The following is a 20,922-nucleotide window of genomic DNA, read 5'->3' as shown; positions in this document are numbered from 1 at the left end:
TGTACAGAGATTGCACTCTGTACAGGTTTAGATTCGAGGTGCCTATGCTTGCCCTGCCCGCCGCCAAACCGAAAATCGCCATCAGTGCCTGCCTGTTGGGTGCCGAGGTGCGCTACAACGGTGGCCACAAGGAATCGCGCCTGTGCAGCCGCACCCTCACTGAATATTTCGAATTCGCCCCGGTTTGCCCGGAAGTCGCTATCGGCCTCGGCATTCCCCGCGAGCCGATTCGCCTCGTCGGTGATCCAGAGAATCCTGAAGCCATCGGCACAGTCAATCCGGCGATCAACGTCACCCAGCCACTGGCCGAATACGGCGAGAAAATGGCCGCTGAACTTGATGACATCTGCGGCTACATCTTTATGCAGCAATCGCCGTCCTGCGGGCTGGAGCGGGTCAAGGTTTATCACGCCAACGGCGCTCCGGTGAATGGCGGCGGGCGTGGCATTTACGCCCAAGCCTTCTGCGCGCAACACCCGGATTTGCCCGTGGAAGAAGCCGGGCGTCTCAACGATCCGGTGCTGCGGGAAAACTTCATCACCCGCGTGTTTGCCTACAGCGCCTGGCAGCAGGTACTCGCCGATGGCCTGAGCCGCCGCGCCCTCACCGAATTTCACTCGCGCTACAAATACCTGCTGATGGCCCACAACCCGCTGCAATACAAAGCGTTGGGCAAACTGCTGGGCAACATGGCGCACACCGATCCCGCCGAACTCGGCCCGCGCTACTTCAGCGAACTGATGGCCGCGCTGAAAAAATGCGCCACGCGCGGCACGCACTGCAACGTGCTGCTGCACATCAGCGGTTATCTGAAACAAGTAATCAGCGCCGAAGACAAACAGGAAATGGTGCACGTCATCGACCAATACCGCCTCGGCATCGTGCCGCTGGTGGTGCCGTTGACGCTGCTCAAGCATCACTTTCGCCAACACCCCGATCCGTACATCGCGCAACAGGTTTACCTGCAACCGCACCCGGAAAACCTCAGCCTGCGAAACGCCATCTGATGAACGACAAACTCGACTCCAGCGCCCAGGAAGACCTCGGCGCCGATTTCAAGAAAGCTCTTGATGAAGGCTGGTTGCCGATCCGCGAAGTCGCGCGGCAAACCGGCGTCAACGCGATCACTTTGCGCGCTTGGGAACGTCGCTACGGGCTGATCGTGCCGCAACGCACGCCCAAGGGCCATCGACTGTATTCGGCTGAGCATGTGCAACGAATTCTGGCGATCCTGACCTGGCTCAATCGTGGCGTTGCAGTCAGCCAGGTCAAGCCGCTGCTCGACACCCCGCAAGCCTTCAGCGAACCGGTGGAAAACGATTGGCAACGCCTGCGTCAAACATTGCTCGCCGCCGTCACCCAGCTCAACGAGCGCAACCTCGACGACAGCGTCAACCAAGCGATGGCGCTGTACCCGCCGCGCACCTTGTGCGAGCAGTTGTTGATGCCGCTGCTGGCTGAGCTCGAACAACGCTGGCAGGGCCAATTCGGTGCGCAGATGGAGCGCACGTTCTTTTTTTCCTGGCTGCGCAGCAAATTCGGTGCGCGCATCTACCATAACAATCGTCAGCTGCACGCCGCACCGCTGCTGTTGATTAACCACTCCGACCTGCCACTGGAACCGCATCTGTGGCTATGCGCGTGGCTGATCAGCAGCGCCGATTGCCCGGTGCAAGTGTTTGACTGGCCGTTACCGGCCGGCGAACTGGCGCTGGCCGTCGAACACCTGCAAGCCCGTGGCGCGCTGCTCTATTCGAGCAAGGCCATGAACCTTGCCCACCTGCCCAAGCTACTGAACGGAGTCAGTTGCCCGAAAATGATTGTCGGACCAACGGTATGCATCCACCACGCCGAGTTGTCCGTAAGAACTTCCGAGATCGCTGATGTGTACCTGGCTGAAGATGCGCTGTCAGCGCACCAGGTACTCGTTCAGCGTGGACTGATTTAATGATGGGCTTAATGTCATGCAATTGATCTGGCTGCGCAGCGACTTGCGCCAACACGACAACACCGCCCTCGCGGCCGCCGCAGCCCGCGGCCCGACCGTGGCCGTGTACCTGTTGAGCCCGCAGCAGTGGCTGGAACACGACGATGCCGCGTGCAAGGTCGACTTCTGGTTACGCAATCTCAAAGAACTGAGCAACAGCCTCGGCGAGCTGAACATCCCCTTGTTGATCCGCACTGCCAATCATTGGGATCAGGCTCCAGCGGAGCTGCTCAAGCTGTGCCGCGAACTGAAGGTCGAAGCGGTTCACGTCAACGAAGAATACGGCGTCCACGAAAGTCGTCGCGATGCCGCCGTGGCGGAAAGCCTGCAGGCCGAAGGCATCGAGTTTCACAGCTACCTCGATCAACTGCTGTTCAAACCCGGCACCGTGCTGACCAAAACCGACACCTATTTCAAGGTGTTCAGCCAGTTCAGAAAGGTCTGCTACGAACGCCTGCACCGCTCCATGCCGGCGCTGGTCAAGGCGCCCGGCAAACAGGCAACACTCAAGGTCGACAGCGACCCGATTCCTGACTCGGTCAAAGGCTTCGCCACCCCGAGCGAATCCTTGCAAGCCCTGTGGCCGGCTGGTGAAGAAGAAGCGCGCCGACGCCTCGACACCTTCACCGACGCGCAGATCGAATACTACAAAAGCGAACGCGACTTCCCGGCCAAACCCGGCACCAGTCAGCTCTCGGCGTACCTAGCCGCCGGCGTGATCTCGCCGCGCCAATGCCTGCACGCCGCGCTGCAAAGCAATCAGGGCGAATTCGAAAGCGGCAACGTCGGTGCCGTCACCTGGATCAACGAACTGCTGTGGCGCGAGTTCTATAAACACATTCTGGTTGGCTATCCACGGGTCTCGCGTCACCGTGCCTTTCGCCCGGAAACCGAGGAATTGGCCTGGCGTGATGCACCGGAGGAACTCAAGGCCTGGCAAGAGGCGCGCACGGGTCTGCCGATCATCGACGCGGCGATGCGCCAATTGCTCGAAACCGGCTGGATGCACAACCGTCTGCGCATGGTCGTGGCGATGTTCCTGACCAAAAACCTGTTGATCGATTGGCGTGAAGGCGAGCGCTTTTTCATGCGTCATCTGATCGACGGCGATCTGGCGGCGAACAACGGTGGCTGGCAATGGAGCTCCTCGACCGGCACCGACTCCGCGCCGTACTTCCGCATTTTCAATCCGTTGAGCCAGTCGGAAAAATTCGACAGCGAAGGCCTGTTCATCAAGCACTGGCTGCCCGAACTCGCCGGGCTGAACAAAAAGGAAATCCACAACCCGGCCAACCTAGGCGGGCTGTTCGGCGTTGCCGATTATCCGTCGCCAATCGTCAATCTCAGCGCCTCCCGTGAGCGCGCACTGGCCGCGTTCAAGCGCCTGCCATCGCGCACGGCAATGGAGGGCAGTGATGAGTGAATTCCTGCGCCGCTTCGCCCAACAATTCTGCGAGTTGAACAAAGACAACCTGCACCGGCTGGGCGAGCTGTACAGCGATGACATTCACTTCACCGACCCGTTGCACGAAGTGCAGGGGCTCAAGCAACTGCACGATTATTTCAGCGAGCTGTACGCCAACGTCAGCGAGCTGCGGTTTGATTTTCATGGCTTCGATCAGATCAGCGACGGCGAAGGCTATCTGCGCTGGGTCATGAGTTACCGCCATCCGCGCCTGGCGAGTGGTCAGGTGATTCGCGTCAGCGGCTGCTCGCATCTGCTCTGGCGCGACAAGGTTTATCGCCACCGGGATTACTTCGATGCCGGGGCGCTGTTGTATGAACATTTACCCGTATTGGGCCGGGTCATCGCCTGGCTAAAAAGGAGAATGGGATGAGTCGTACACCTCCACGACGCTATTGGTTGACCGGGGCCAGCAGTGGCATCGGCGCGGCGCTCGCTGAAGAGATTCTGAAAAGCGGCGCGCACCTGGCGGTCAGCTCGCGCTCGGTCGCGGCACTGAAAGTCTTGTCGCAACGCTATTCGGGCCAGGTTTTAGTGGTGCCGGGGGATTTGACCAACAGTCAGACCGTGCGCGAAATCGGTGAGCAGATCGCTGAAGTTTGGGGTTCGCTGGATTCGGTGATTCTCAACGCCGGCACCTGTGAATATGTCGACGCCAAGCAGTTCGATGCGTCGATCATCGAGCACGTGGTGCGCACCAATCTGCTCGCCAGCAGCTACTGCATCGAAGCCGCCCTGCCGCTGTTGCGCAAAGGCACCGCGCCGCATCTGATCGGCGTCGCCAGTTCGGTGACGTACCTGCCACTGCCTCGGGCCGAAGCCTATGGCGCGTCGAAGGCCGGACTGCGTTATCTGTTCGAATCGCTGCGCATTGATCTGGCGGATGAAGGCATCGAAGTCACCATCGTCAGCCCCGGTTTCGTCGAAACGCCGCTGACCGCGAAGAACGATTTCCCGATGCCGCTCAGTTGGCCTGTGGATAAAGCCGCGCGGCACATCTTCGCCAAGCTCAAGGATCGGCCACTGGAAATCGCCTTTCCGGCGCTGTTCATGGCGGCGCTGTGGCCGCTGTCGAAATTGCCCGCCAGCCTGCAACTGGCGATCGGCAAGCGCATGGTGCGTAAATCGCCGCCGCTGCGAGATCCAGCATGAAAATCGCCATCGTCGGCAGCGGGATCGCCGGGCTCACCTGCGCCCACTTGCTCAATCGCCGACATGACGTGCACGTGTTCGAGGCCAGCGACTGGGTCGGTGGCCACACGCACACGGTCGAAGTGACGGTCGACGGCCAGCAGTACGCGGTGGACACCGGGTTTATCGTGTTCAACGATTGGACGTACCCGAATTTCATCCGCTTGCTCGGCCAGCTCGGCGTGCCGTTCAAAGCCACCGAAATGAGTTTTTCGGTGAGCGACCCGGACACCGGTCTGGAATACAACGGCAACAATCTCAACAGCCTGTTCGCCCAGCGCAGCAATCTGTTGTCGCCGGGGTTCTGGGGCATGTTGCGCGACATTCTGCGCTTCAATAAAGAAGCCCAGCGCGACCTCGCCGAACTGCGCATTTCCAGCGACATGACCCTCGACGATTACCTGAAAGCAGGCAACTACGGCGAGCGTTTTATCCTGCATTACATCGTGCCGATGGGCGCGGCGATCTGGTCGATGCCGATGGCCGAGATGCTCAATTTTCCGCTGCAATTTTTTGTGCGTTTCTTCAAGAACCATGGACTGTTGTCGGTGAGCAATCGTCCGCAATGGCGGGTGATCGAGGGCGGTTCCAGCGCTTACATTGCGCCGCTGACCGCCGCGTTCAAAGACAAGATCCGCCTCAATTGCCCGGTAACGCGGGTCGATCGTGACGAGCACGGCGTAGTTATCCACAGCGCGGAGGGCAGCGAGCAGTTCGACAAAGTGGTGTTCGCCTGCCACAGCGATCAGGCCCTGAAATTGCTCGCCGAGCCGAGCGATGCCGAACGCGAGATCCTCGGCGCCCTGCCCTACGCCGACAACGAAGTGGTGCTGCACACCGACACGCGTTTGCTGCCGACTCGCAAACTGGCTTGGGCCAGCTGGAACTATCGGCTCAGCGGCGCCGGCCACACTCACGCCGCCGTCACTTACGACATGAACATTCTGCAAGGCATTCAGAGCGACACCACGTTCTGCGTCAGCCTCAATCAGAGCGCCGGCATCAGCCCGTTCAAAGTGCTCGCCAGATACACCTACGCTCATCCGCAATACAGCCTAGCGGCGGTAGCGGCGCAGAATCGCTGGGCGGAATTGGACGGCGCGCAACATACGCATTATTGCGGCGCTTACTGGGCCAATGGTTTCCATGAAGACGGCGTGGTCAGTGCGTTGCGCGTGGCTTCGGCGTTCGGGGAAACCTTATGAACAGCGCCCTTTACAGCGGCTGGATCGGCCATCGGCGCTTCTCGCCGCGCAAGCATCAATTCCGCTACAAGATCGGTTTGCTCTATCTCGATCTCAGCGAGCAGGACGCCGTGCTCGCGCTGTCGCCGCTGGCAGGTCGCAGCCGATTTGCACCGTTCTCCTTTCGCGAGACCGACTACCTCAAATCCTTCACCAGTCGCGGCGTGCGTTTGATTGATGCGGTGCGCCAACAGGTCGGCGCCGCCATCGGTCACGAACCGCAAGGCGCGATCTGCCTGCTGACCCAGGCGCGCAGTTGGGGTTTGTCGTTCAATCCGGTGAGCTTCTTTTATTGCCACGAGGCCGATGGGCAACTGGCAGCGATCGTCTGCGAAGTCACCAACACGCCGTGGCGCGAGCGTTATCACTATGTGTTGCCGGCCCGTGCGCCAAGCAATCTGCAGGATTTTCACCAGCATTTTGCCGTGGCCAAGGCCTTTCACGTTTCGCCGTTTCTGCCGCGCGACCTCGAATACCGCATGAGCTTCAGCCCCGCCGCGAAAAATCTCGGCGTGCACATGGCCGACTGGCAGGGCGAAGAAAAACTGTTCGACGCGACGCTCAATCTGCAACGCGAAGCCCTCGACCGTCGCAGCCTGCATCGCTACCTGAAACGCTTTCCGTGGATGACCGCGAAAACCGCGTTGGCCATTTACTGGCAAGCGCTGCGGCTGTTGCTTAAACGCGTACCGATCTTTGCTCATCAGGCTGCTGACGGCAGCTTTCAAACCGCCACTGTGCCTCCCAAGGAGCACCGCCATGAAATCCTCTAGCCTGTCGGTCAGTCGGCTCAGCACTAACGGTTTGACCGGTTCGTTGCTGCGCCGCGGCGTATTGCGCCAATTGGGTCAGCTCAAACACGGGCAACTGCTGGTGGTCGAGGATGGCGAACGCTTGATGTTTGGCACGCCGGGCAGTGCGTTGCTCGGGGAAATCCATGTGCTGGATTCGGCCCTGTGGGGCATGGTTGCCAGCAACGGTTCGATCGGCGCGGGCGAGGCGTTTATCCACGGTTACTGGAGTTCGCCGGATCTGACGGCGGTAGTGCGCGTGTTCGTCAGCAACCTTGAAGTGCTCGATGCGATGGAAGGCGGACTGGCCCGCATCAGTCGGCCGTTGGTGCAAGGTCTGCACTGGCTCAATCGCAATACACGCAAGGGTTCGCAGAAGAACATCGCGGCGCATTACGACCTCGGCAATGACCTGTTCGAACAGTTTCTCGACCCGACCATGATGTATTCGGCGGCGCAATTTCTTACTCCCGAAGACACGCTGGAGCAGGCGCAACTGAACAAACTGGAGCGCATCTGCCAGAAGCTCGCGCTCAAGCCCAGCGACCATTTGCTCGAGATTGGCACTGGTTGGGGCAGCATGGCGCTTTACGCCGCACAGAATTACGGTTGCCGCGTCACCACCACGACGCTGTCGAAAGAGCAGTACGCCTTCACCGCCCAACGCATCGAACAACTCGGTTTGCAGGATCAAGTGACGCTACTGCTGGAGGACTACCGCGACCTCACGGGCGAGTACGACAAACTGGTGTCGATCGAGATGATCGAAGCGGTCGGCCATCGCTTCCTGCCGACCTATTTCAAACAGTGCGCGCACTTGCTCAAGAGCAACGGTTTGATGCTGATCCAGGCGATCACCATTCGTGAGCAACGCTACGAGCAGGCCAAACGCGGCGTCGACTTCATTCAGCGCTACATCTTCCCCGGTGGCGCCCTGCCCTGTGTGCAGAAGATGCTCGAAGTGGTCAGCCGCGACACCGACATGAACCTGCTGCACATGGAAGATTTCGGCCTGCATTACGCCAAGACCCTGCGCCTGTGGCACGAGAACTTCCGCCGCGCCCATGGCCGTTTGACCGAGCTGGGTTACGACGATTATTTCCTGCGGCTGTGGGAGTTTTACCTGTGCTACTGCGAAGGTGGTTTCCTCGAACGCACCATCGGCACCGCGCAATTGCTGCTGGCCAAACCCGCGGCGATGACTGCGCCATTGCTTGGCCGCTTCGATGCTTGAGCGTGTCGCCAATGCCGTGCTGTTCCAGATCGGCTGGCTGACCTGTGTAATCGGCGGCAACAGTCTGTGGTTGTTGCTGGCATTGGCAGTGCTGGTGATTCATCTGCGCTGGATCAGCAGTTGGGCGGCTGAGGGACGTTTGATTCTCAGCGTGGTGATTGTCGGTACAGCGGTGGACAGCGTTTTGCGCGGCGCCGGCGTGTTTGAATTTCAGGATCAATCGCCGCTGATTCCGCTGTGGCTGATGCTGCTGTGGGCGTTGCTTGCGACCACGTTGCGGCACTGTCTGCAATGGAGTGGTCGGCCCTGGTGGCTAGCGAGTGGATTGGGCGCGGTGGGTGGCGCGTTGTCGTATTACGGCGGTGGACGACTGGCCGGTGTGCAATTTCCCTACGGCGAATTACCGACGCTGATTGGCATCGGCCTGCTCTGGGCACTGCTGTTTCCGCTTTTGCACACCATGGCGCGGCGGTTGGCGGGCTGAGCGTCTGTCAGACCATTCACACGCACCGCAGCGACTGCCTTACACTGGCGCCATGAAAACCATTCCCCACCAGCAAATCACCGAGCCTGCAGTCACCTGCTCGACCTGCGCGGCGTGCTGCTGCCAGCTCGAAGTGATGCTGATCACCGACACCGGCGTGCCTGATCGTTTTATCGATACCGATGAGTGGGGCGGCGAAGTGATGCTGCGTCTGGACGACGGCTGGTGCGCGGCGCTGGATCGCGACACGATGATGTGCACGATCTACGAAAAACGCCCGCTGATCTGCCGCGAATTCGAGATGGGCGCCCCCGAGTGCCTCGAAGAACGCCAAGGCATCACCACCGCGTACCGCTAACTTCGCCAACACCGCAAGACACATGCGGGCTTGCTCGCGAAAGCGGTGGGTCAGCCAACTCCATATCAACTGATACACCGCATTCGCGAGCAAGCCCGCTCCCACAGGGGTGATGCGTACAGCCGCCGAATCGCCTCGAGTCCAAAGGCTTTTTAGAGCCTGGCGTTAATTCCACCAACACCGCAAAAACAAATGTGGGAGCGGGCTTGCTCGCGAAAGCGGTGGGTCAGCCAATTCACCTATCGATTGATACAACGCTTTCGCGAGCAAGCCCGCTCCCACAGGGGTGATGCGTACAGCCGCAGAATCTGCGCAAATCCAAAGGCCTTTTAGAGCCTGGCGTTAATTCCACCTACACCGCAAAAACAAATGTGGGAGCGGGCTTGCTCGCGAAGGCGGTGGGTCAGCCAATTCCATATCGACTGATACACCGCATTCGCGAGCAAGCCCGCTCCCACAGGGGTGATGCGTACAGCCGCCGAATCTGCGCAAATCCAAAGGCCTTTTAGAGCCTGGCGTTAATTCCACCTACACCGCAAAAACAAATGTGGGAGCGGGCTTGCTCGTGAAGGCGGTGGGTCAGCCAATTCCATATCGACTGATACACCGCATTCGCGAGCAAGCCCGCTCCCACAGGGTTATCGCGAGCAGTTAAATCCGGGGTTACAACGGCATTGTGTAGTGCAGCGCGTAGCTTTCTACGCCGTCGTTACTGCTGGCCAGGCCCGCGTTGGAATAGTGCGTCGCACGGATTCCGACTTCATGCCCGCCATTGAAACGCAGACCAAATCCGAGGCGGTCTTCGAACTGGAAGGCGCCACCGATGTTGTTGTCTTCGTACTCAGTATTGGAGAACAACGCGACACCGATGCCCGCCTCTACATACGGTTTGACCGACTGGCCGGCAAACTCGTAAACAAATACCGGCGAGAACGACAAGCTGTTGTTGCTGGAGGTTTTGTCACCTTCCCAATAGGTGTAGGCGCCGCTCCAGTAACCGGTCAGGCGACCGACGTCGCTCTGCAGCCAGCTCTGATCCCAATCAAAATTCATCCCCAGGCGGTAGGTCATGGTCGAATCGCTGGTGGCCCCCACCGCAAATTCAACACCTGCCGCTTGTGCAGTAATGCTTTGCCCCATTAGTGCGGCCGCAATCGCGGCCAAGCAGAATAGTCGCTTCACTTTGAAACTTCCTTTTCCGGAACGATCGTTTGGTTTTCTGGTTAACTCAACGCTATAGAAGTCTGCGCCTGAACAGAAGTTCAGACGAATTTCAGCTTATTTCACGTTTTTTTCACAAACCGAAGTTTTGCACATCATTTGCGGTTTGCCCCAGCAACGGCAGGACATTTTTGAAGGACTGCAGATCCGCGCTCGTCCAGAATCTGACCGATCGGTTCGGCCCCTCAGCCAGCAGATCGCGCTCGGCCAGCAGCCGTTGAAGTTGCCGCGCCACAGCGGCGCCGGTGTCGATCAAACTGATGTCCGCCGGGATCATCGATTTGAGCATCGGCTTGAGGAAGGGATAGTGCGTGCAACCAAGAATGATCGTGTCGCAACCGTTGGCCAGCAACGGATCGACATAACTTTTCAACAACGCGCGCAATGTGTCGCTGTGCAGGTCTCCGCTTTCAATCAGCTCGACCAGTCCGGGACAAGGCTGGGTAATCACCCGCACATCGGTGGCGAAACGATCGAGTAATGCCGCGAACTTGGCACTCTGCAAAGTGCCCGTAGTGGCGAGCACGCCGACCACACCGCTACGGGTCGCAGCCGCCGCCGGTTTCACCGCAGGTTCCATGCCGACAATCGGCCAGTCCGGGTAATCACGGCGCAAATCGGCAACCCCGGCGACGGTCGCCGTGTTGCAAGCCAACACCAACGCCTTGGCGCCCTGCTCGCGGAAAAACCCGGCCATCACGCTGCAACGCTGGCGGATAAATTCCGGGGTTTTCTCGCCGTAGGGAATTTGCCCGCAATCGGCGACATAGAGCAGCGATTCGCTGGGCAACAATTGCTGGATTTCTGCCAGTACCGACAGACCGCCGACACCGGAATCGAACACGCCGATCGGCGCTTCACGCATGGCGCGAGCCACAGACACTGCAACCCGGATCACGCTTGACGCGCAGCTCACGGAAACGCGAGCCCAGCGCATCGATCAGCAACAAACGGCCCACCAGCGGCTCGCCGAAACCGACCAGCACCTTCAACGCTTCAAGCGCTTGCAGACTGCCAACCAGCCCCACCAACGGCCCGACAACACCCGCTTCGCTGCAGGTCAATTCGGCTTCGCTGCCGTGGCCGTACAAGCAGTGGTAGCACGGGCTCTCATCGCGGCGCGGGTCGAACACCGACAATTGCCCTTCAAGGCGAATCGCCGCGCCGCTGACCAGCGGTTTGCGCGCCGCCACACACGCGGCGTTGACCGCCTCGCGCGTAGAAAAATTATCGGAACAGTCGAGCACCAGATCCACCGCTGTCACGGCGGCGGCGAGAGAATCCTCGTCCAGCGCCTGCCGGTGGGCGATCAACTGGATCTCCGGATTGATCGCGCTCAGACGCTTGAGCGCCGAATCGACCTTGCTCATGCCGACGCTGTCGGTGTCATGAATGATCTGGCGTTGCAGGTTGGTCAGATCGACCGTGTCGAAATCCGCCAGATGCAATTCACCGACACCCGCCGCCGCCAGATACAAGGCGACCGGCGCGCCGAGACCACCGAGGCCGACGATCAGCACGCGACTGTCCTTGAGCTTCAACTGGCCATCGATGTCGATGTGTTGCAGCAGAATCTGCCGGCTGTAGCGCAGCAACTCCTGATCATTCAGCACGGCAGGCGTCCCAGACTGATGCGTTGATGGCCGCCCAGATCGGTGCGGCTGTGGACTTCTTCAAAACCGCGCGTCAGCAACAAATCGCGCACGGCTTCGGCTTGATCATAGCCATGTTCGAGCATCAGCCAGCCACCGGCCTCGAGATACTCCGGGGCCTGTTCGACGATCAAGCGCAGATCATCGAGGCCGTCTTCACCGGCGACCAAGGCGCTGGCCGGCTCGAAGCGCACATCGCCTTCGACCAGATGCGGATCGGCCGCCGCAATATACGGCGGGTTGCTGATGATCAACTGAAAACGCTGACCAGCCAGCGAGCTGAACCAATGGCTGCTCAGCACCGTGGCATTGTTCAAATGCAGGCGCTGACGATTGCGTTCGGCCAGTGCCACGGCTTCGAGTACGCGATCCACCGCCGTGACTTTCCACGCCGGACGTTCACTGGCCAGAGCCAAGGCGATCGCGCCGCTGCCAGTGCCGAGGTCGAGCACTTTGGCCGGGGTCGCGGACAGCAATTCCAGCGCCGCTTCTACCAGCAACTCAGTGTCCGGACGCGGGATCAGCGTGTGCGGCGCGACTTCCAGATCGAGTTTCCAGAAACCCTGCTGACCAAGAATGTAGGCCACCGGCTCACCGCCACGGCGACGTTGCAGGTATTCGGCAAAGGTCAGCGCCGCGTCACTCGGCACGATGCGCTCGGGCCAGGTGTGCAGAAAACTGCGCGACTTGCCCAGTGCAGCGGCCAGAAGCAATTCGGCGTCCAGACGCGCAGTGGGCGAGTCCGGCAGTTCGGCGGCGCGCAACAGGCTGGCAATGATGGTCATTTATTCACCTATCGCTGCGAGTTGATCAGCCTGGTATTCGGCCAGCAACGGCTCGATCACCGCATCAACGCCACCGGCGAGAATTTCATCAAGGGAATACAAGGTCAGGTTGACGCGATGGTCGGTGACCCGGCCCTGAGCAAAGTTGTACGTGCGAATGCGCTCGGAGCGATCGCCGGAACCGACCAGCAATTTACGCTCGCTGGCGATGGCATTCGCCGCCGCTGCGGTTTGCTGATCGTTGAGTTTCGCCGACAGCCAGGCCATCGCCCGGGCACGGTTCTTGTGCTGGGAACGCTCTTCCTGACACTCGACGACGGTGCCGGTCGGGATGTGCGTAATGCGGATCGCCGAGTCGGTGGTGTTGACGTGCTGACCGCCGGCCCCGGAGGAGCGGAACGTATCAACACGCAAATCCGCCGGGTTGATCTCGATGGCTTCGCGCTCATCCGGCTCGGGCAATACCGCCACGGTGCAGGCCGAGGTGTGGATACGGCCCTGAGATTCGGTGGCGGGTACACGCTGAACGCGGTGCGCGCCGGATTCGAATTTCAGCTTGCCGTAAACATTGTCGCCTTCGATGCGCGCGATGACTTCTTTATAGCCGCCGTGTTCGCCTTCGTTTTCCGAGAGGATCTCCACGCGCCAGCCGCGACGCTCGGCGTAACGCGAGTACATGCGGAACAGGTCGCCGGAGAAGATCGCCGCCTCGTCGCCACCGGTGCCGGCGCGAATTTCGAGGAAGACGTTGCGCCCGTCATTCGGATCCTTGGGCAACAGCATGCGTTGCAGGTCGGCTTCCAGGGTGATCAGCGATTCTTTGGCTTCGCGGACTTCTTCCACGGCCATTTCACGCATGTCCGGGTCGTTGTCCTTGAGCAGCGCCTGCGCGCTTTCAAGATCGCTTTGTACGCTGAGGAGCTTTTTATAGCCTTGTACGACCGGCTCGATTTCGGCGTATTCCTTGGAATAGGCGCGGAATTTACTCTGATCGGCAATGACTTCGCCGTCGCCGAGCAGCGCGGTCAGTTCCTCGAAACGATCCTGGAGGATGTCCAGCTTATTGTGCAGTGACGCTTTCATTGCGGTTTTTTATCCGAAAAGCTATCCGGTGAGCCCTCGAGGGCAAAGAGTTCCTGGGCCATGGCCAGCGCATCGAGGCGGCCTTCGGCAGAAAGCTTTTTCAGTTGCACGCTGGGCGCATGCAACAGTTTATTGGTCAGGCCACGGGCCAGTTGCCCGAGCACGTCTTCGGCGTTGCCGCCATTGGCCAGCAGACGCAGGGCTTTTTGCAGCTCTTCGTCACGCAGACGTTCGCTCTGTTGACGATAGGCCTTGAGCACATCAACCGCCGCGAGTTCGCGCAGGCGCACCATGAAATCGTCGGCGCCGACCGAAACCATCTCTTCGGCGGCTTGCGCTGCGCCCTGGCGGCTCTTGAGGTTTTCGGCGACCACTTCGTGGAGATCGTCGACGCTGTACAGGTAAACGTCGTCCAGTTCGCCGACTTCCGGTTCGATATCCCGGGGAACCGCGATGTCGACCATGAAGATCGGTTTGTGCTTGCGCAGCTTCAGAGCGCTTTCCACCGCGCCTTTGCCGAGAATCGGCAACTGACTGGCGGTCGAACTGATCACGATGTCGCTGCGCACCAGTTCTGCCGGGATGTCCGAGAGCAGCACTGCATGGGCGCCGAATTGTTCGGCGAGCAGACTGGCACGTTCGAGCGTGCGATTGGCGACGACGATGCGCTTGACGCCCAGCTCGTGCAAATGGCGGGCGACCAGCGTGATGGTCTCGCCGGCGCCGATCAGCAAAGCCTGGCTGCGTTGCAAATCACTGAAAATCTGTTTGGCCAGACTGACGGCGGCAAATGCCACCGATACCGGGTTTTCGCCGATGGCGGTGTCGGTGCGCACCTGCTTGGCGGCATTGAACGTCGCCTGAAACAATCGCCCCAGCAGCGGGCCGATGGTGCCAGCCTCACGGGCCACGGCGTAGGCCGATTTCATTTGGCCGAGAATCTGCGGTTCGCCCAACACCAGCGAGTCGAGCCCGGAGGCGACGCGCATCATGTGACGAACTGCCGCATCATCTTCATGCACATAAGCACTCGCGCGCAGTTCATCGAGGCTTAAATGATGGTAATCAGCCAGCCAGCGCAGTACGACATCGGCAGAAAGCTGATCCTGTTCTATATAAAGCTCACTGCGATTGCAGGTGGAGAGGATCGCGGCTTCGCGGCTGTCGGTCAGTCGGCAAAGCTGCTGCAAGGCCTCCACCAGTTGCTCAGGCGTAAAAGCCACGCGCTCGCGGACGTCTACTGAAGCAGTCTTGTGGTTGATACCGAGTGCAAGGAAGGCCATTCAAAGTCGCTGGTGGTGACGTGAAGCCGGCAATTGTCCTACTTCGTCAGATTCAGAACAACTACCGCTGACTATTGTCCCAATGGTCAGTCCCTATAATGGGCACAATTTGGCTCCTTGTAGGAGCTGCCGCAGGCTGCGATCTTTTGATTGATCGTTCCCACGCTCGGCGTGGGAATGCAGCCCGGGACGCTCCGCGTCTCAAACAACGTCAAAAGATCGCAGCCTGCAGCAGCTCGTACAGGCGATAAGCCGTAAATTGCCTGAGCGGTTATGTTTGGCCGAAGGCTTGTGTCATGATGATCCGACCGCAGGTTAGTCGTCCTCTTCCTATATGAATAGATCTTCCGCGTTGCTCCTCGCTTTTGTCTTCCTCAGCGGCTGCCAGGCCTTGGCACCCGTGTCGCCGGACGGTACGCCGCCGGTCGAAGACACCACGCCCGCGCCTGAAAAGCCCAAGGTTTACAGCTCGTTCAGCGAGGAAACCGTCTTCAGCCTGTTGAGCGCCGAACTCGCCGGCCAGCGCAATCGCTTCGATATTGCGCTGGATAACTACGTGACCCAGGCGATCAATACGCAAGATCCGGGCGTTTCCGAGCGTGCGTTTCGCATCGCCGAATATCTGGGCGCCGATCAACCGGCCCTCGATACCGCGCTGATCTGGGCAAAAAACGCTCCGGAAGACCTCGAAGCGCAACGCGCCGCCGCCGTGCAACTGGCGCGCGCCGGGCGCTACGACGACTCTATGGTCTATATGGAGAAAGTCCTGCAGGGCAAGGGCGACACCCACTTCGACTTCCTCGCCCTGTCGGCGGCTGACACTGATCAAGAAACCCGCAACGGTCTGATGAAAAGTTTTGACCGTTTATTGCAACGCCACCCGAACAACAGTCAGCTGATTTTCGGCAAAGCCCTGCTGTTGCAACAGGACGGCGATAATAAAGCGGCCCTGACCCTGCTCGAAGACCATCCGCCGGAAGAAGGCGAGATCGCCCCGATTCTGTTGCGCGCACGCCTGCTGCAAGTGATGAACCGTGGCGACGAAGCGCTGCCGCTGCTGCGAAAAAACATCAAGAAATACCCGGACGACAAACGCCTGCGCCTGACTTACGCGCGCATGCTGGTTGAGCAAGACCGGATGGACGACGCCAAAGTCGAATTCTCCAGCCTCGTTCAGCAATACCCGGAAGACGACGAACTGCGTTACTCGCTGGCGCTGGTGTGCCTCGAAGCCAAGGCCTGGGACGAGGCCAAGGGCTATCTGGAAGACTTGATCGCCCGTGAAAGCCACGTCGATTCAGCCCACCTGAACCTCGGTCGCATCGCTGAAGAGCGTAACGATCCGCAAGGCGCGCTCATCGAGTACGCCCAGGTCGGCCCGGGCAACGACTATCTGCCGGCGCAATTGCGTCAGGCCGATATTCTGATGAACAACGGCAAAACCGCTGAAGCGCAAAGCAAACTGGCGGCGCAGCGTGACGAAGAACCGGATTACGCGATCCAGTTGTACCTGATTGAAGCGGAAACCCTGTCGGCCAATAAACAGGACGACAAGGCCTGGAAAGTCTTGCAGCAAGCGTTGCTGCAATACCCGGACGACCTGAATTTGCTCTACACCCGCGCGATGCTCGCGGAAAAACGCAATGATCTCGGGCAGATGGAAAAAGACCTGCGCCTGATCATCAAGCGTGATCCGGACAACGCCATGGCGCTGAATGCGCTGGGTTACACCCTCTCCGACCGCACGACCCGCTACGCTGAAGCGAAGACGCTGATCGAGCAGGCGCACCAGATCAATCCGGAAGACCCGGCCGTACTCGACAGCCTCGGCTGGGTGAATTACCGCTTGGGCAATCTGGACGACGCCGAGAAATATCTGCGTCAGGCGCTGGAGCGTTTCCCTGATCACGAAGTCGCCGCGCATCTGGGCGAAGTGTTGTGGGCCAAGGGCAATCAGCGTGAAGCCAAACAAATCTGGGGCAAATTCCTCAAGGATCAGCCCGACAGCACCATTCTGCGCAGCACCATCAAGCGCCTGACCGGATCCGAGACTCTTTAACTCATGTTTTTGCGCCACGTTATTGTTTTCAGCTTCATCGCCCTCCTCGCTGGTTGCTCGGGTTTTGGTACTCGCGAATCGGTCGAGGGCCACGGCAGTCCGGCTCAATGGGCGGCGAACAAACAGCAGCTGACCGGCCTCGACGGCTGGCAGATCGACGGCAAGATCGGCATCCGCGCACCGAAAGATTCCGGTAGCGGCACGTTGTTCTGGCTGCAACGTCAGGATTACTACGACATTCGTCTGTCCGGCCCGTTGGGTCGTGGCGCTGCACGCCTGACCGGTCGTCCGGGCAAGGTGTCGCTGGAAGTCGCCAATCAGGGTCGCTACGAATCGCAATCGCCGGAAGCCCTGCTCGAAGAGCAACTGGGCTGGAAGTTGCCGGTGTCGAATCTGGCCTGGTGGGTGCGTGGCCTGCCGGCTCCGGACACTAAAAGTCGCCTGAACCTGGACGCCGACAGCCGTCTGGCCAGCCTGGAACAGGACGGCTGGAAAGTTGAGTACACCGCGTACACCGAACAAAACGGTTACTGGTTGCCCGAGCGCATCAAGCTGCACGGCACCGACCTCGACGTCACGCTGGTGATCAAGACCTGGCAACCGCGCAAGTTGGGGCAATAACGCATGACCGCTGCACGTCTGACCCTGCCCTCGCCGGCCAAACTCAATCTGATGCTGCACATTCTTGGTCGCCGTGAAGACGGTTATCACGAGTTGCAGACGCTGTTTCAGTTTGTCGACTACGGCGATGAAATCACTTTTGCCGTGCGCGATGACGGCGTGATTCAGTTGCACACCGAATTTGCCGGCGTGCCGCATGACAGCAATCTGATCGTGCGCGCAGCAAAAATGCTTCAGCAACAATCGGGTTGTACGCTGGGTATCGACATCTGGATCGACAAAATTCTGCCCATGGGCGGCGGCATTGGTGGCGGCAGCTCGAACGCGGCGACCACCTTGCTCGGTCTGAATCACTTGTGGCAGCTGGGCTGGGATGAAGATCGCCTGGCGGCACTGGGTCTGACGCTTGGCGCCGACGTGCCGGTTTTCGTCCGTGGTCACGCGGCTTTTGCCGAGGGCGTGGGCGAGAAACTCACCCCGGTCGATCCCGAAGAACCGTGGTATCTGGTGCTCGTACCGCAAGTCTCTGTAAGTACGGCAGAAATTTTTTCCGATCCTTTGTTGACACGTAACACGCCGCCCATTAAAGTGCGCCCCGTTCCCGAGGGAAACAGTCGAAATGACTGCTTGCCGGTGGTTGCAAGGCGTTATCCAGAGGTACGTAACGCATTGGATTTGTTAGGTAAATTTACCGAAGCAAAGCTCACCGGAACTGGAAGTTGTGTGTTTGGGGGCTTCCCAAGCAAAGCTGAAGCTGATAAAGTCTCGGCCCTTCTGACAGAGACCCTTACAGGGTTTGTAGCGAAAGGAAGCAACGTTTCGATGTTGCATCGCAAGCTGCAAAGTCTGCTCTAAAGGAACCAAGTGCACGGCACTTGATGCAACAGATACAGGGGCGTCGCCAAGCGGTAAGGCAGCAGGTTTTGATCCTGCCATGCGTTGGTTCGAATCCAGCCGCCCCTGCCATTTTCTATACTCATCCAGGTTACCCTCAGCCTCTAGGTACTGCGCGTGTCCAAGATGATGGTCTTTACGGGGAACGCTAACCCCGATCTGGCTCGGCGTGTTGTACGTCAGCTGCATATCCCTCTCGGTGACATCTCTGTCGGTAAGTTTTCCGACGGCGAAATTACAGCCGAGATCAATGAAAACGTTCGCGGTAAAGACGTTTTCATTATTCAGCCGACTTGCGCTCCGACCAACGATAACCTGATGGAACTGGTAGTGATGGCTGACGCCTTCCGCCGCTCCTCGGCTACTCGTATCACTGCTGTTATTCCTTATTTTGGTTATGCCCGTCAGGATCGCCGTCCGCGTTCCGCACGTGTGGCTATCAGCGCGAAAGTCGTTGCTGACATGCTTACCGTAGTCGGCATCGACCGTGTTCTCACGGTTGATCTGCATGCTGACCAGATTCAGGGTTTCTTCGATATTCCGGTAGATAACATCTACGGCTCCCCGGTATTGGTGGATGACATTGAAGATCAGCGCTTCGAAAACCTGATGATTGTGTCCCCGGACATTGGTGGCGTCGTGCGTGCACGTGCTGTTGCCAAATCCCTGGGCGTGGATCTCGGGATCATCGACAAACGCCGTGAGAAAGCCAATCACTCTGAAGTGATGCATATCATCGGTGATGTCGAAGGGCGTACCTGTATTCTGGTCGATGACATGGTCGATACCGCCGGCACTTTGTGCCACGCGGCCAAGGCCCTGAAAGAGCATGGCGCAGCCAAGGTCTTTGCCTACTGCACACACCCTGTGCTGTCGGGTCGGGCCATCGAGAATATCGAAAATTCCGTGCTGGACGAGCTGGTGGTGACTAACACCATCCCGCTGTCCGCTGCAGCACAAGCCTGTGCACGTATCCGTCAACTGGATATCGCACCGGTTGTTGCCGAAGCGGTTCGCCGCATCAGCAATGAAGAATCGATCAGCGCGATGTTCCGTTAAGGGCCCTGCCCTTCTCGAAATGTCTCGTTGACGAAAAGCGCCCCGCCCCGGCATTCCTGCCGGGGCGGGGCTTTTTTGCCCATACCGTGTTTGGCGCTGGTCGCAAACGTCAACCCGGTCATGGCTATTTTGGAGATACACAATGAACGATTTTACTCTGAATGCTGAACTGCGTTCCGACCTGGGGAAAGGTGCGAGCCGCCGCCTGCGTCGTCTCGCCGCTCTGGTTCCAGCTGTTGTTTACGGTGGCGAAAAAGCCCCTGAATCCATCAGCATGCTGGCCAAAGAAGTTGCCAAACTGCTCGAAAACGATGCTGCCTACAGCCACGTTATCGAACTGAACGTTGGCGGCAAAAAGCAGAACGTCATCATCAAGGCTCTGCAACGTCACCCGTCCAAGGGTCACGTTCTGCACGCTGACTTCGTACGCGTCGTAGCTGGCCAGAAACTGACCGCTATCGTGCCTGTGCACTTTGTTGGTGAAGAAGCTCCGACCAAGAAAGGCGGCGAGATCTCGCACGTCCTGAACGAAATCGAAGTTTCCTGCCTGCCGAAAGATCTGCCTGAGTTCATCGAAGTCGACCTGTCGGCTCTGGAAATCGGCGCAATCGTTCACCTGTCCGACCTCAAAGCCCCTAAAGGCGTTGAGTTCGTTGCACTGGCTCACGGCGACGACAAAGCTGTTGCAAACGTACACGCTCCACGCGTTGCTCCAGAAGCTGAAGAAGGCGCAGCAGAGTAATTCACTCTGTCATGCCTGAGTGAGCAAGTAACATCGCGGACTGGAACGTAGCGAGAAAGCGGGCGAGAACGCGGAGTTTACATCCATGGTAAATGAGCATTTTTCGTCCACTTTCGCCGCTTTCCCTGATCGCGGCGATGTTACTCACCACTCAAAGGAAGGGCCCCTATCGTGACTGCCATCAAACTGATCGTTGGCCTGGGAAATCCAGGCGCCGAATACGACCAGACCCGGCATAACGCAGGGGCCCTTTTTGTTGAGCGCATCGCCCACGCACAGAATGTGAATCTTGTGGCCGATCGCAAATATTTCGGCCTGACCGGGCGCTATTCGCATCAGGGTCAGGATGTTCGTCTGCTGATTCCCACCACCTACATGAACCGCAGCGGCCAGGCCGTCGCGGCACTCGCCGGTTTCTTCCGCATCAAGCCTGAAGAAATTTTGGTGGCGCATGACGAACTCGACTTGCCTCCGGGCGTTGCCAAGCTCAAGCAGGGCGGCGGCCATGGCGGTCACAACGGGTTGCGCGACATCATTGCGCAACTGGGTAATCAGAATACGTTCTACCGCCTGCGGCTTGGCATTGGCCACCCGGGCGTCGCCAGTATGGTTTCAAATTTCGTCCTGGGTCGTGCGCCACGCGCCGAACAGGAAAAACTCGATGCCAGCATCGACTTTGCCCTCGGCGTGCTGCCGGATATCCTCGCCGGTGAATGGAACCGTGCGATGAAAAACCTGCACAGCCAGAAGGCCTGACTCTTATCCGAGG

The 20,922-nt window shown here is 59.1% G+C and carries 22 protein-coding genes and 1 tRNA gene; 17 read left to right on the top strand and 6 right to left on the bottom strand.

Going from position 1 to position 20,922, the window contains the following annotated elements:
• The first annotated feature begins 44 nt into the window (after positions 1-44).
• From ACZZ0D_RS01440 to ACZZ0D_RS01395, 10 genes are read left to right on the top strand one after another with little or no spacing between them, the layout of a single operon-like run.
• Positions 45-1,007 (top strand): YbgA family protein, encoded by a 963-nt coding sequence (locus ACZZ0D_RS01440; protein WP_463552289.1) that lies wholly within the window; start codon positions 45-47, stop codon positions 1,005-1,007.
• Positions 1,007-1,948 (top strand): MerR family transcriptional regulator, encoded by a 942-nt coding sequence (locus tag ACZZ0D_RS01435; RefSeq protein ID WP_463552288.1) that lies wholly within the window; start codon positions 1,007-1,009, stop codon positions 1,946-1,948. Before ACZZ0D_RS01440 ends, ACZZ0D_RS01435 begins: the two co-directional genes overlap by 1 nt.
• A gap of 16 nt (positions 1,949-1,964) precedes the next feature.
• Positions 1,965-3,410, top strand: a complete 1,446-nt coding sequence (gene phrB, locus ACZZ0D_RS01430) for a deoxyribodipyrimidine photo-lyase (protein ID WP_463552287.1) — start codon at positions 1,965-1,967, stop codon at positions 3,408-3,410.
• Entirely contained in the window at positions 3,403-3,825 is a 423-nt protein-coding gene (locus ACZZ0D_RS01425; protein WP_053123738.1) for a nuclear transport factor 2 family protein, read from the top strand. The genes phrB and ACZZ0D_RS01425 overlap by 8 nt, the downstream gene beginning before the upstream one ends.
• Positions 3,822-4,604 carry an SDR family NAD(P)-dependent oxidoreductase gene (locus ACZZ0D_RS01420; protein WP_401244119.1) on the top strand — a complete coding sequence of 261 codons (783 nt, stop codon included), beginning with the start codon at positions 3,822-3,824 and terminating at the stop codon, positions 4,602-4,604. Before ACZZ0D_RS01425 ends, ACZZ0D_RS01420 begins: the two co-directional genes overlap by 4 nt.
• On the top strand, positions 4,601-5,848 hold the full coding sequence (locus ACZZ0D_RS01415; protein WP_463552286.1) for an NAD(P)/FAD-dependent oxidoreductase: 1,248 nt from the start codon (positions 4,601-4,603) through the stop codon (positions 5,846-5,848). The genes ACZZ0D_RS01420 and ACZZ0D_RS01415 overlap by 4 nt, the downstream gene beginning before the upstream one ends.
• A complete protein-coding gene (locus ACZZ0D_RS01410; protein ID WP_053123744.1) occupies positions 5,845-6,660 on the top strand; it encodes a DUF1365 domain-containing protein in 816 nt (271 codons plus the stop codon). Before ACZZ0D_RS01415 ends, ACZZ0D_RS01410 begins: the two co-directional genes overlap by 4 nt.
• Positions 6,647-7,912 carry an SAM-dependent methyltransferase gene (locus tag ACZZ0D_RS01405; RefSeq protein ID WP_053123746.1) on the top strand — a complete coding sequence of 422 codons (1,266 nt, stop codon included), beginning with the start codon at positions 6,647-6,649 and terminating at the stop codon, positions 7,910-7,912. The genes ACZZ0D_RS01410 and ACZZ0D_RS01405 overlap by 14 nt, the downstream gene beginning before the upstream one ends.
• Positions 7,905-8,396: a DUF2878 domain-containing protein gene (locus ACZZ0D_RS01400; protein ID WP_463552285.1), complete on the top strand. Its 492-nt coding sequence runs from the start codon at positions 7,905-7,907 to the stop codon at positions 8,394-8,396. The genes ACZZ0D_RS01405 and ACZZ0D_RS01400 overlap by 8 nt, the downstream gene beginning before the upstream one ends.
• A 52-nt stretch (positions 8,397-8,448) precedes the next feature.
• Positions 8,449-8,754 (top strand): YkgJ family cysteine cluster protein, encoded by a 306-nt coding sequence (locus tag ACZZ0D_RS01395; RefSeq protein WP_053123751.1) that lies wholly within the window; start codon positions 8,449-8,451, stop codon positions 8,752-8,754.
• Between the two features lie 663 nt (positions 8,755-9,417).
• Here ACZZ0D_RS01395 and ACZZ0D_RS01390 read toward each other — a convergent pair.
• The 6 genes from ACZZ0D_RS01390 to hemA form a co-directional block, all read right to left on the bottom strand.
• Entirely contained in the window at positions 9,418-9,936 is a 519-nt protein-coding gene (locus ACZZ0D_RS01390; RefSeq protein WP_212545512.1) for an acyloxyacyl hydrolase, read from the bottom strand.
• Positions 9,937-10,048: 112 nt separating this feature from the next.
• The gene (murI, locus tag ACZZ0D_RS01385; RefSeq protein ID WP_463552284.1) at positions 10,049-10,840 is read right to left on the bottom strand and encodes a glutamate racemase; all 792 of its coding nucleotides are present in this window, start codon (positions 10,838-10,840) and stop codon (positions 10,049-10,051) included.
• A complete protein-coding gene (locus ACZZ0D_RS01380; protein ID WP_159814618.1) occupies positions 10,833-11,588 on the bottom strand; it encodes a molybdopterin-synthase adenylyltransferase MoeB in 756 nt (251 codons plus the stop codon). The genes murI and ACZZ0D_RS01380 overlap by 8 nt, the downstream gene beginning before the upstream one ends.
• On the bottom strand, positions 11,582-12,412 hold the full coding sequence (prmC, locus tag ACZZ0D_RS01375; protein ID WP_463552283.1) for a peptide chain release factor N(5)-glutamine methyltransferase: 831 nt from the start codon (positions 12,410-12,412) through the stop codon (positions 11,582-11,584). Before prmC ends, ACZZ0D_RS01380 begins: the two co-directional genes overlap by 7 nt.
• Entirely contained in the window at positions 12,413-13,495 is a 1,083-nt protein-coding gene (gene prfA, locus ACZZ0D_RS01370) for a peptide chain release factor 1 (protein WP_053123761.1), read from the bottom strand.
• Positions 13,492-14,778: a glutamyl-tRNA reductase gene (gene hemA, locus ACZZ0D_RS01365; protein ID WP_053123763.1), complete on the bottom strand. Its 1,287-nt coding sequence runs from the start codon at positions 14,776-14,778 to the stop codon at positions 13,492-13,494. Before hemA ends, prfA begins: the two co-directional genes overlap by 4 nt.
• Before the next feature lie 334 nt (positions 14,779-15,112).
• Between hemA and ACZZ0D_RS01360 the strand changes: the two genes are divergently transcribed.
• The 7 genes from ACZZ0D_RS01360 (at position 15,113) to pth (ending at position 20,909) form a co-directional block, all read left to right on the top strand.
• Entirely contained in the window at positions 15,113-16,837 is a 1,725-nt protein-coding gene (locus ACZZ0D_RS01360) for a tetratricopeptide repeat protein (protein WP_159814616.1), read from the top strand.
• Between the two features lie 3 nt (positions 16,838-16,840).
• Positions 16,841-17,458 (top strand): lipoprotein insertase outer membrane protein LolB, encoded by a 618-nt coding sequence (gene lolB / locus ACZZ0D_RS01355; protein ID WP_053123767.1) that lies wholly within the window; start codon positions 16,841-16,843, stop codon positions 17,456-17,458.
• A 3-nt stretch (positions 17,459-17,461) separates the two neighbouring features.
• Positions 17,462-18,313, top strand: a complete 852-nt coding sequence (gene ispE, locus ACZZ0D_RS01350; protein ID WP_053123769.1) for a 4-(cytidine 5'-diphospho)-2-C-methyl-D-erythritol kinase — start codon at positions 17,462-17,464, stop codon at positions 18,311-18,313.
• 36 nt (positions 18,314-18,349) lie between these two features.
• A tRNA-Gln gene (locus ACZZ0D_RS01345) sits at positions 18,350-18,424 on the top strand.
• A 45-nt stretch (positions 18,425-18,469) separates the two neighbouring features.
• Entirely contained in the window at positions 18,470-19,411 is a 942-nt protein-coding gene (locus ACZZ0D_RS01340; RefSeq protein WP_003171603.1) for a ribose-phosphate pyrophosphokinase, read from the top strand.
• Positions 19,412-19,553: 142 nt separating this feature from the next.
• Entirely contained in the window at positions 19,554-20,153 is a 600-nt protein-coding gene (locus tag ACZZ0D_RS01335) for a 50S ribosomal protein L25/general stress protein Ctc (RefSeq protein WP_053123771.1), read from the top strand.
• Between the two features lie 171 nt (positions 20,154-20,324).
• Entirely contained in the window at positions 20,325-20,909 is a 585-nt protein-coding gene (gene pth / locus ACZZ0D_RS01330; RefSeq protein ID WP_008079560.1) for an aminoacyl-tRNA hydrolase, read from the top strand.
• The last annotated feature ends 13 nt before the right edge of the window (positions 20,910-20,922 follow it).

This window comes from Pseudomonas sp. AC193 (assembly GCF_979258075.1).
Note: the sequence above shows the minus strand (reverse complement) of the source record. Positions and strands in the feature narration are given on the sequence as shown.

What these genes read in the sequence shown, in the direction of transcription:
- lolB (WP_053123767.1), top strand. Translation starts at nt 16,841, where the DNA reads ATGTTTTTGCGCCACGTTATTGTTTTCAGCTTCATCGCCCTCCTCGCT.
- ACZZ0D_RS01410 (WP_053123744.1), top strand. Translation starts at nt 5,845, where the DNA reads ATGAACAGCGCCCTTTACAGCGGCTGGATCGGCCATCGGCGCTTCTCG.
- ACZZ0D_RS01420 (WP_401244119.1), top strand. Translation starts at nt 3,822, where the DNA reads ATGAGTCGTACACCTCCACGACGCTATTGGTTGACCGGGGCCAGCAGT.
- ACZZ0D_RS01335 (WP_053123771.1), top strand. Translation starts at nt 19,554, where the DNA reads ATGAACGATTTTACTCTGAATGCTGAACTGCGTTCCGACCTGGGGAAA.
- prmC (WP_463552283.1), bottom strand. Translation starts at nt 12,412, where the DNA reads ATGACCATCATTGCCAGCCTGTTGCGCGCCGCCGAACTGCCGGACTCG.
- ACZZ0D_RS01405 (WP_053123746.1), top strand. Translation starts at nt 6,647, where the DNA reads ATGAAATCCTCTAGCCTGTCGGTCAGTCGGCTCAGCACTAACGGTTTG.
- ACZZ0D_RS01435 (WP_463552288.1), top strand. Translation starts at nt 1,007, where the DNA reads ATGAACGACAAACTCGACTCCAGCGCCCAGGAAGACCTCGGCGCCGAT.
- ispE (WP_053123769.1), top strand. Translation starts at nt 17,462, where the DNA reads ATGACCGCTGCACGTCTGACCCTGCCCTCGCCGGCCAAACTCAATCTG.
- phrB (WP_463552287.1), top strand. Translation starts at nt 1,965, where the DNA reads ATGCAATTGATCTGGCTGCGCAGCGACTTGCGCCAACACGACAACACC.
- ACZZ0D_RS01395 (WP_053123751.1), top strand. Translation starts at nt 8,449, where the DNA reads ATGAAAACCATTCCCCACCAGCAAATCACCGAGCCTGCAGTCACCTGC.
- ACZZ0D_RS01425 (WP_053123738.1), top strand. Translation starts at nt 3,403, where the DNA reads ATGAGTGAATTCCTGCGCCGCTTCGCCCAACAATTCTGCGAGTTGAAC.
- hemA (WP_053123763.1), bottom strand. Translation starts at nt 14,778, where the DNA reads ATGGCCTTCCTTGCACTCGGTATCAACCACAAGACTGCTTCAGTAGAC.
- ACZZ0D_RS01440 (WP_463552289.1), top strand. Translation starts at nt 45, where the DNA reads ATGCTTGCCCTGCCCGCCGCCAAACCGAAAATCGCCATCAGTGCCTGC.
- prfA (WP_053123761.1), bottom strand. Translation starts at nt 13,495, where the DNA reads ATGAAAGCGTCACTGCACAATAAGCTGGACATCCTCCAGGATCGTTTC.
- ACZZ0D_RS01400 (WP_463552285.1), top strand. Translation starts at nt 7,905, where the DNA reads ATGCTTGAGCGTGTCGCCAATGCCGTGCTGTTCCAGATCGGCTGGCTG.
- ACZZ0D_RS01360 (WP_159814616.1), top strand. Translation starts at nt 15,113, where the DNA reads ATGAATAGATCTTCCGCGTTGCTCCTCGCTTTTGTCTTCCTCAGCGGC.
- ACZZ0D_RS01415 (WP_463552286.1), top strand. Translation starts at nt 4,601, where the DNA reads ATGAAAATCGCCATCGTCGGCAGCGGGATCGCCGGGCTCACCTGCGCC.
- murI (WP_463552284.1), bottom strand. Translation starts at nt 10,840, where the DNA reads ATGCGTGAAGCGCCGATCGGCGTGTTCGATTCCGGTGTCGGCGGTCTG.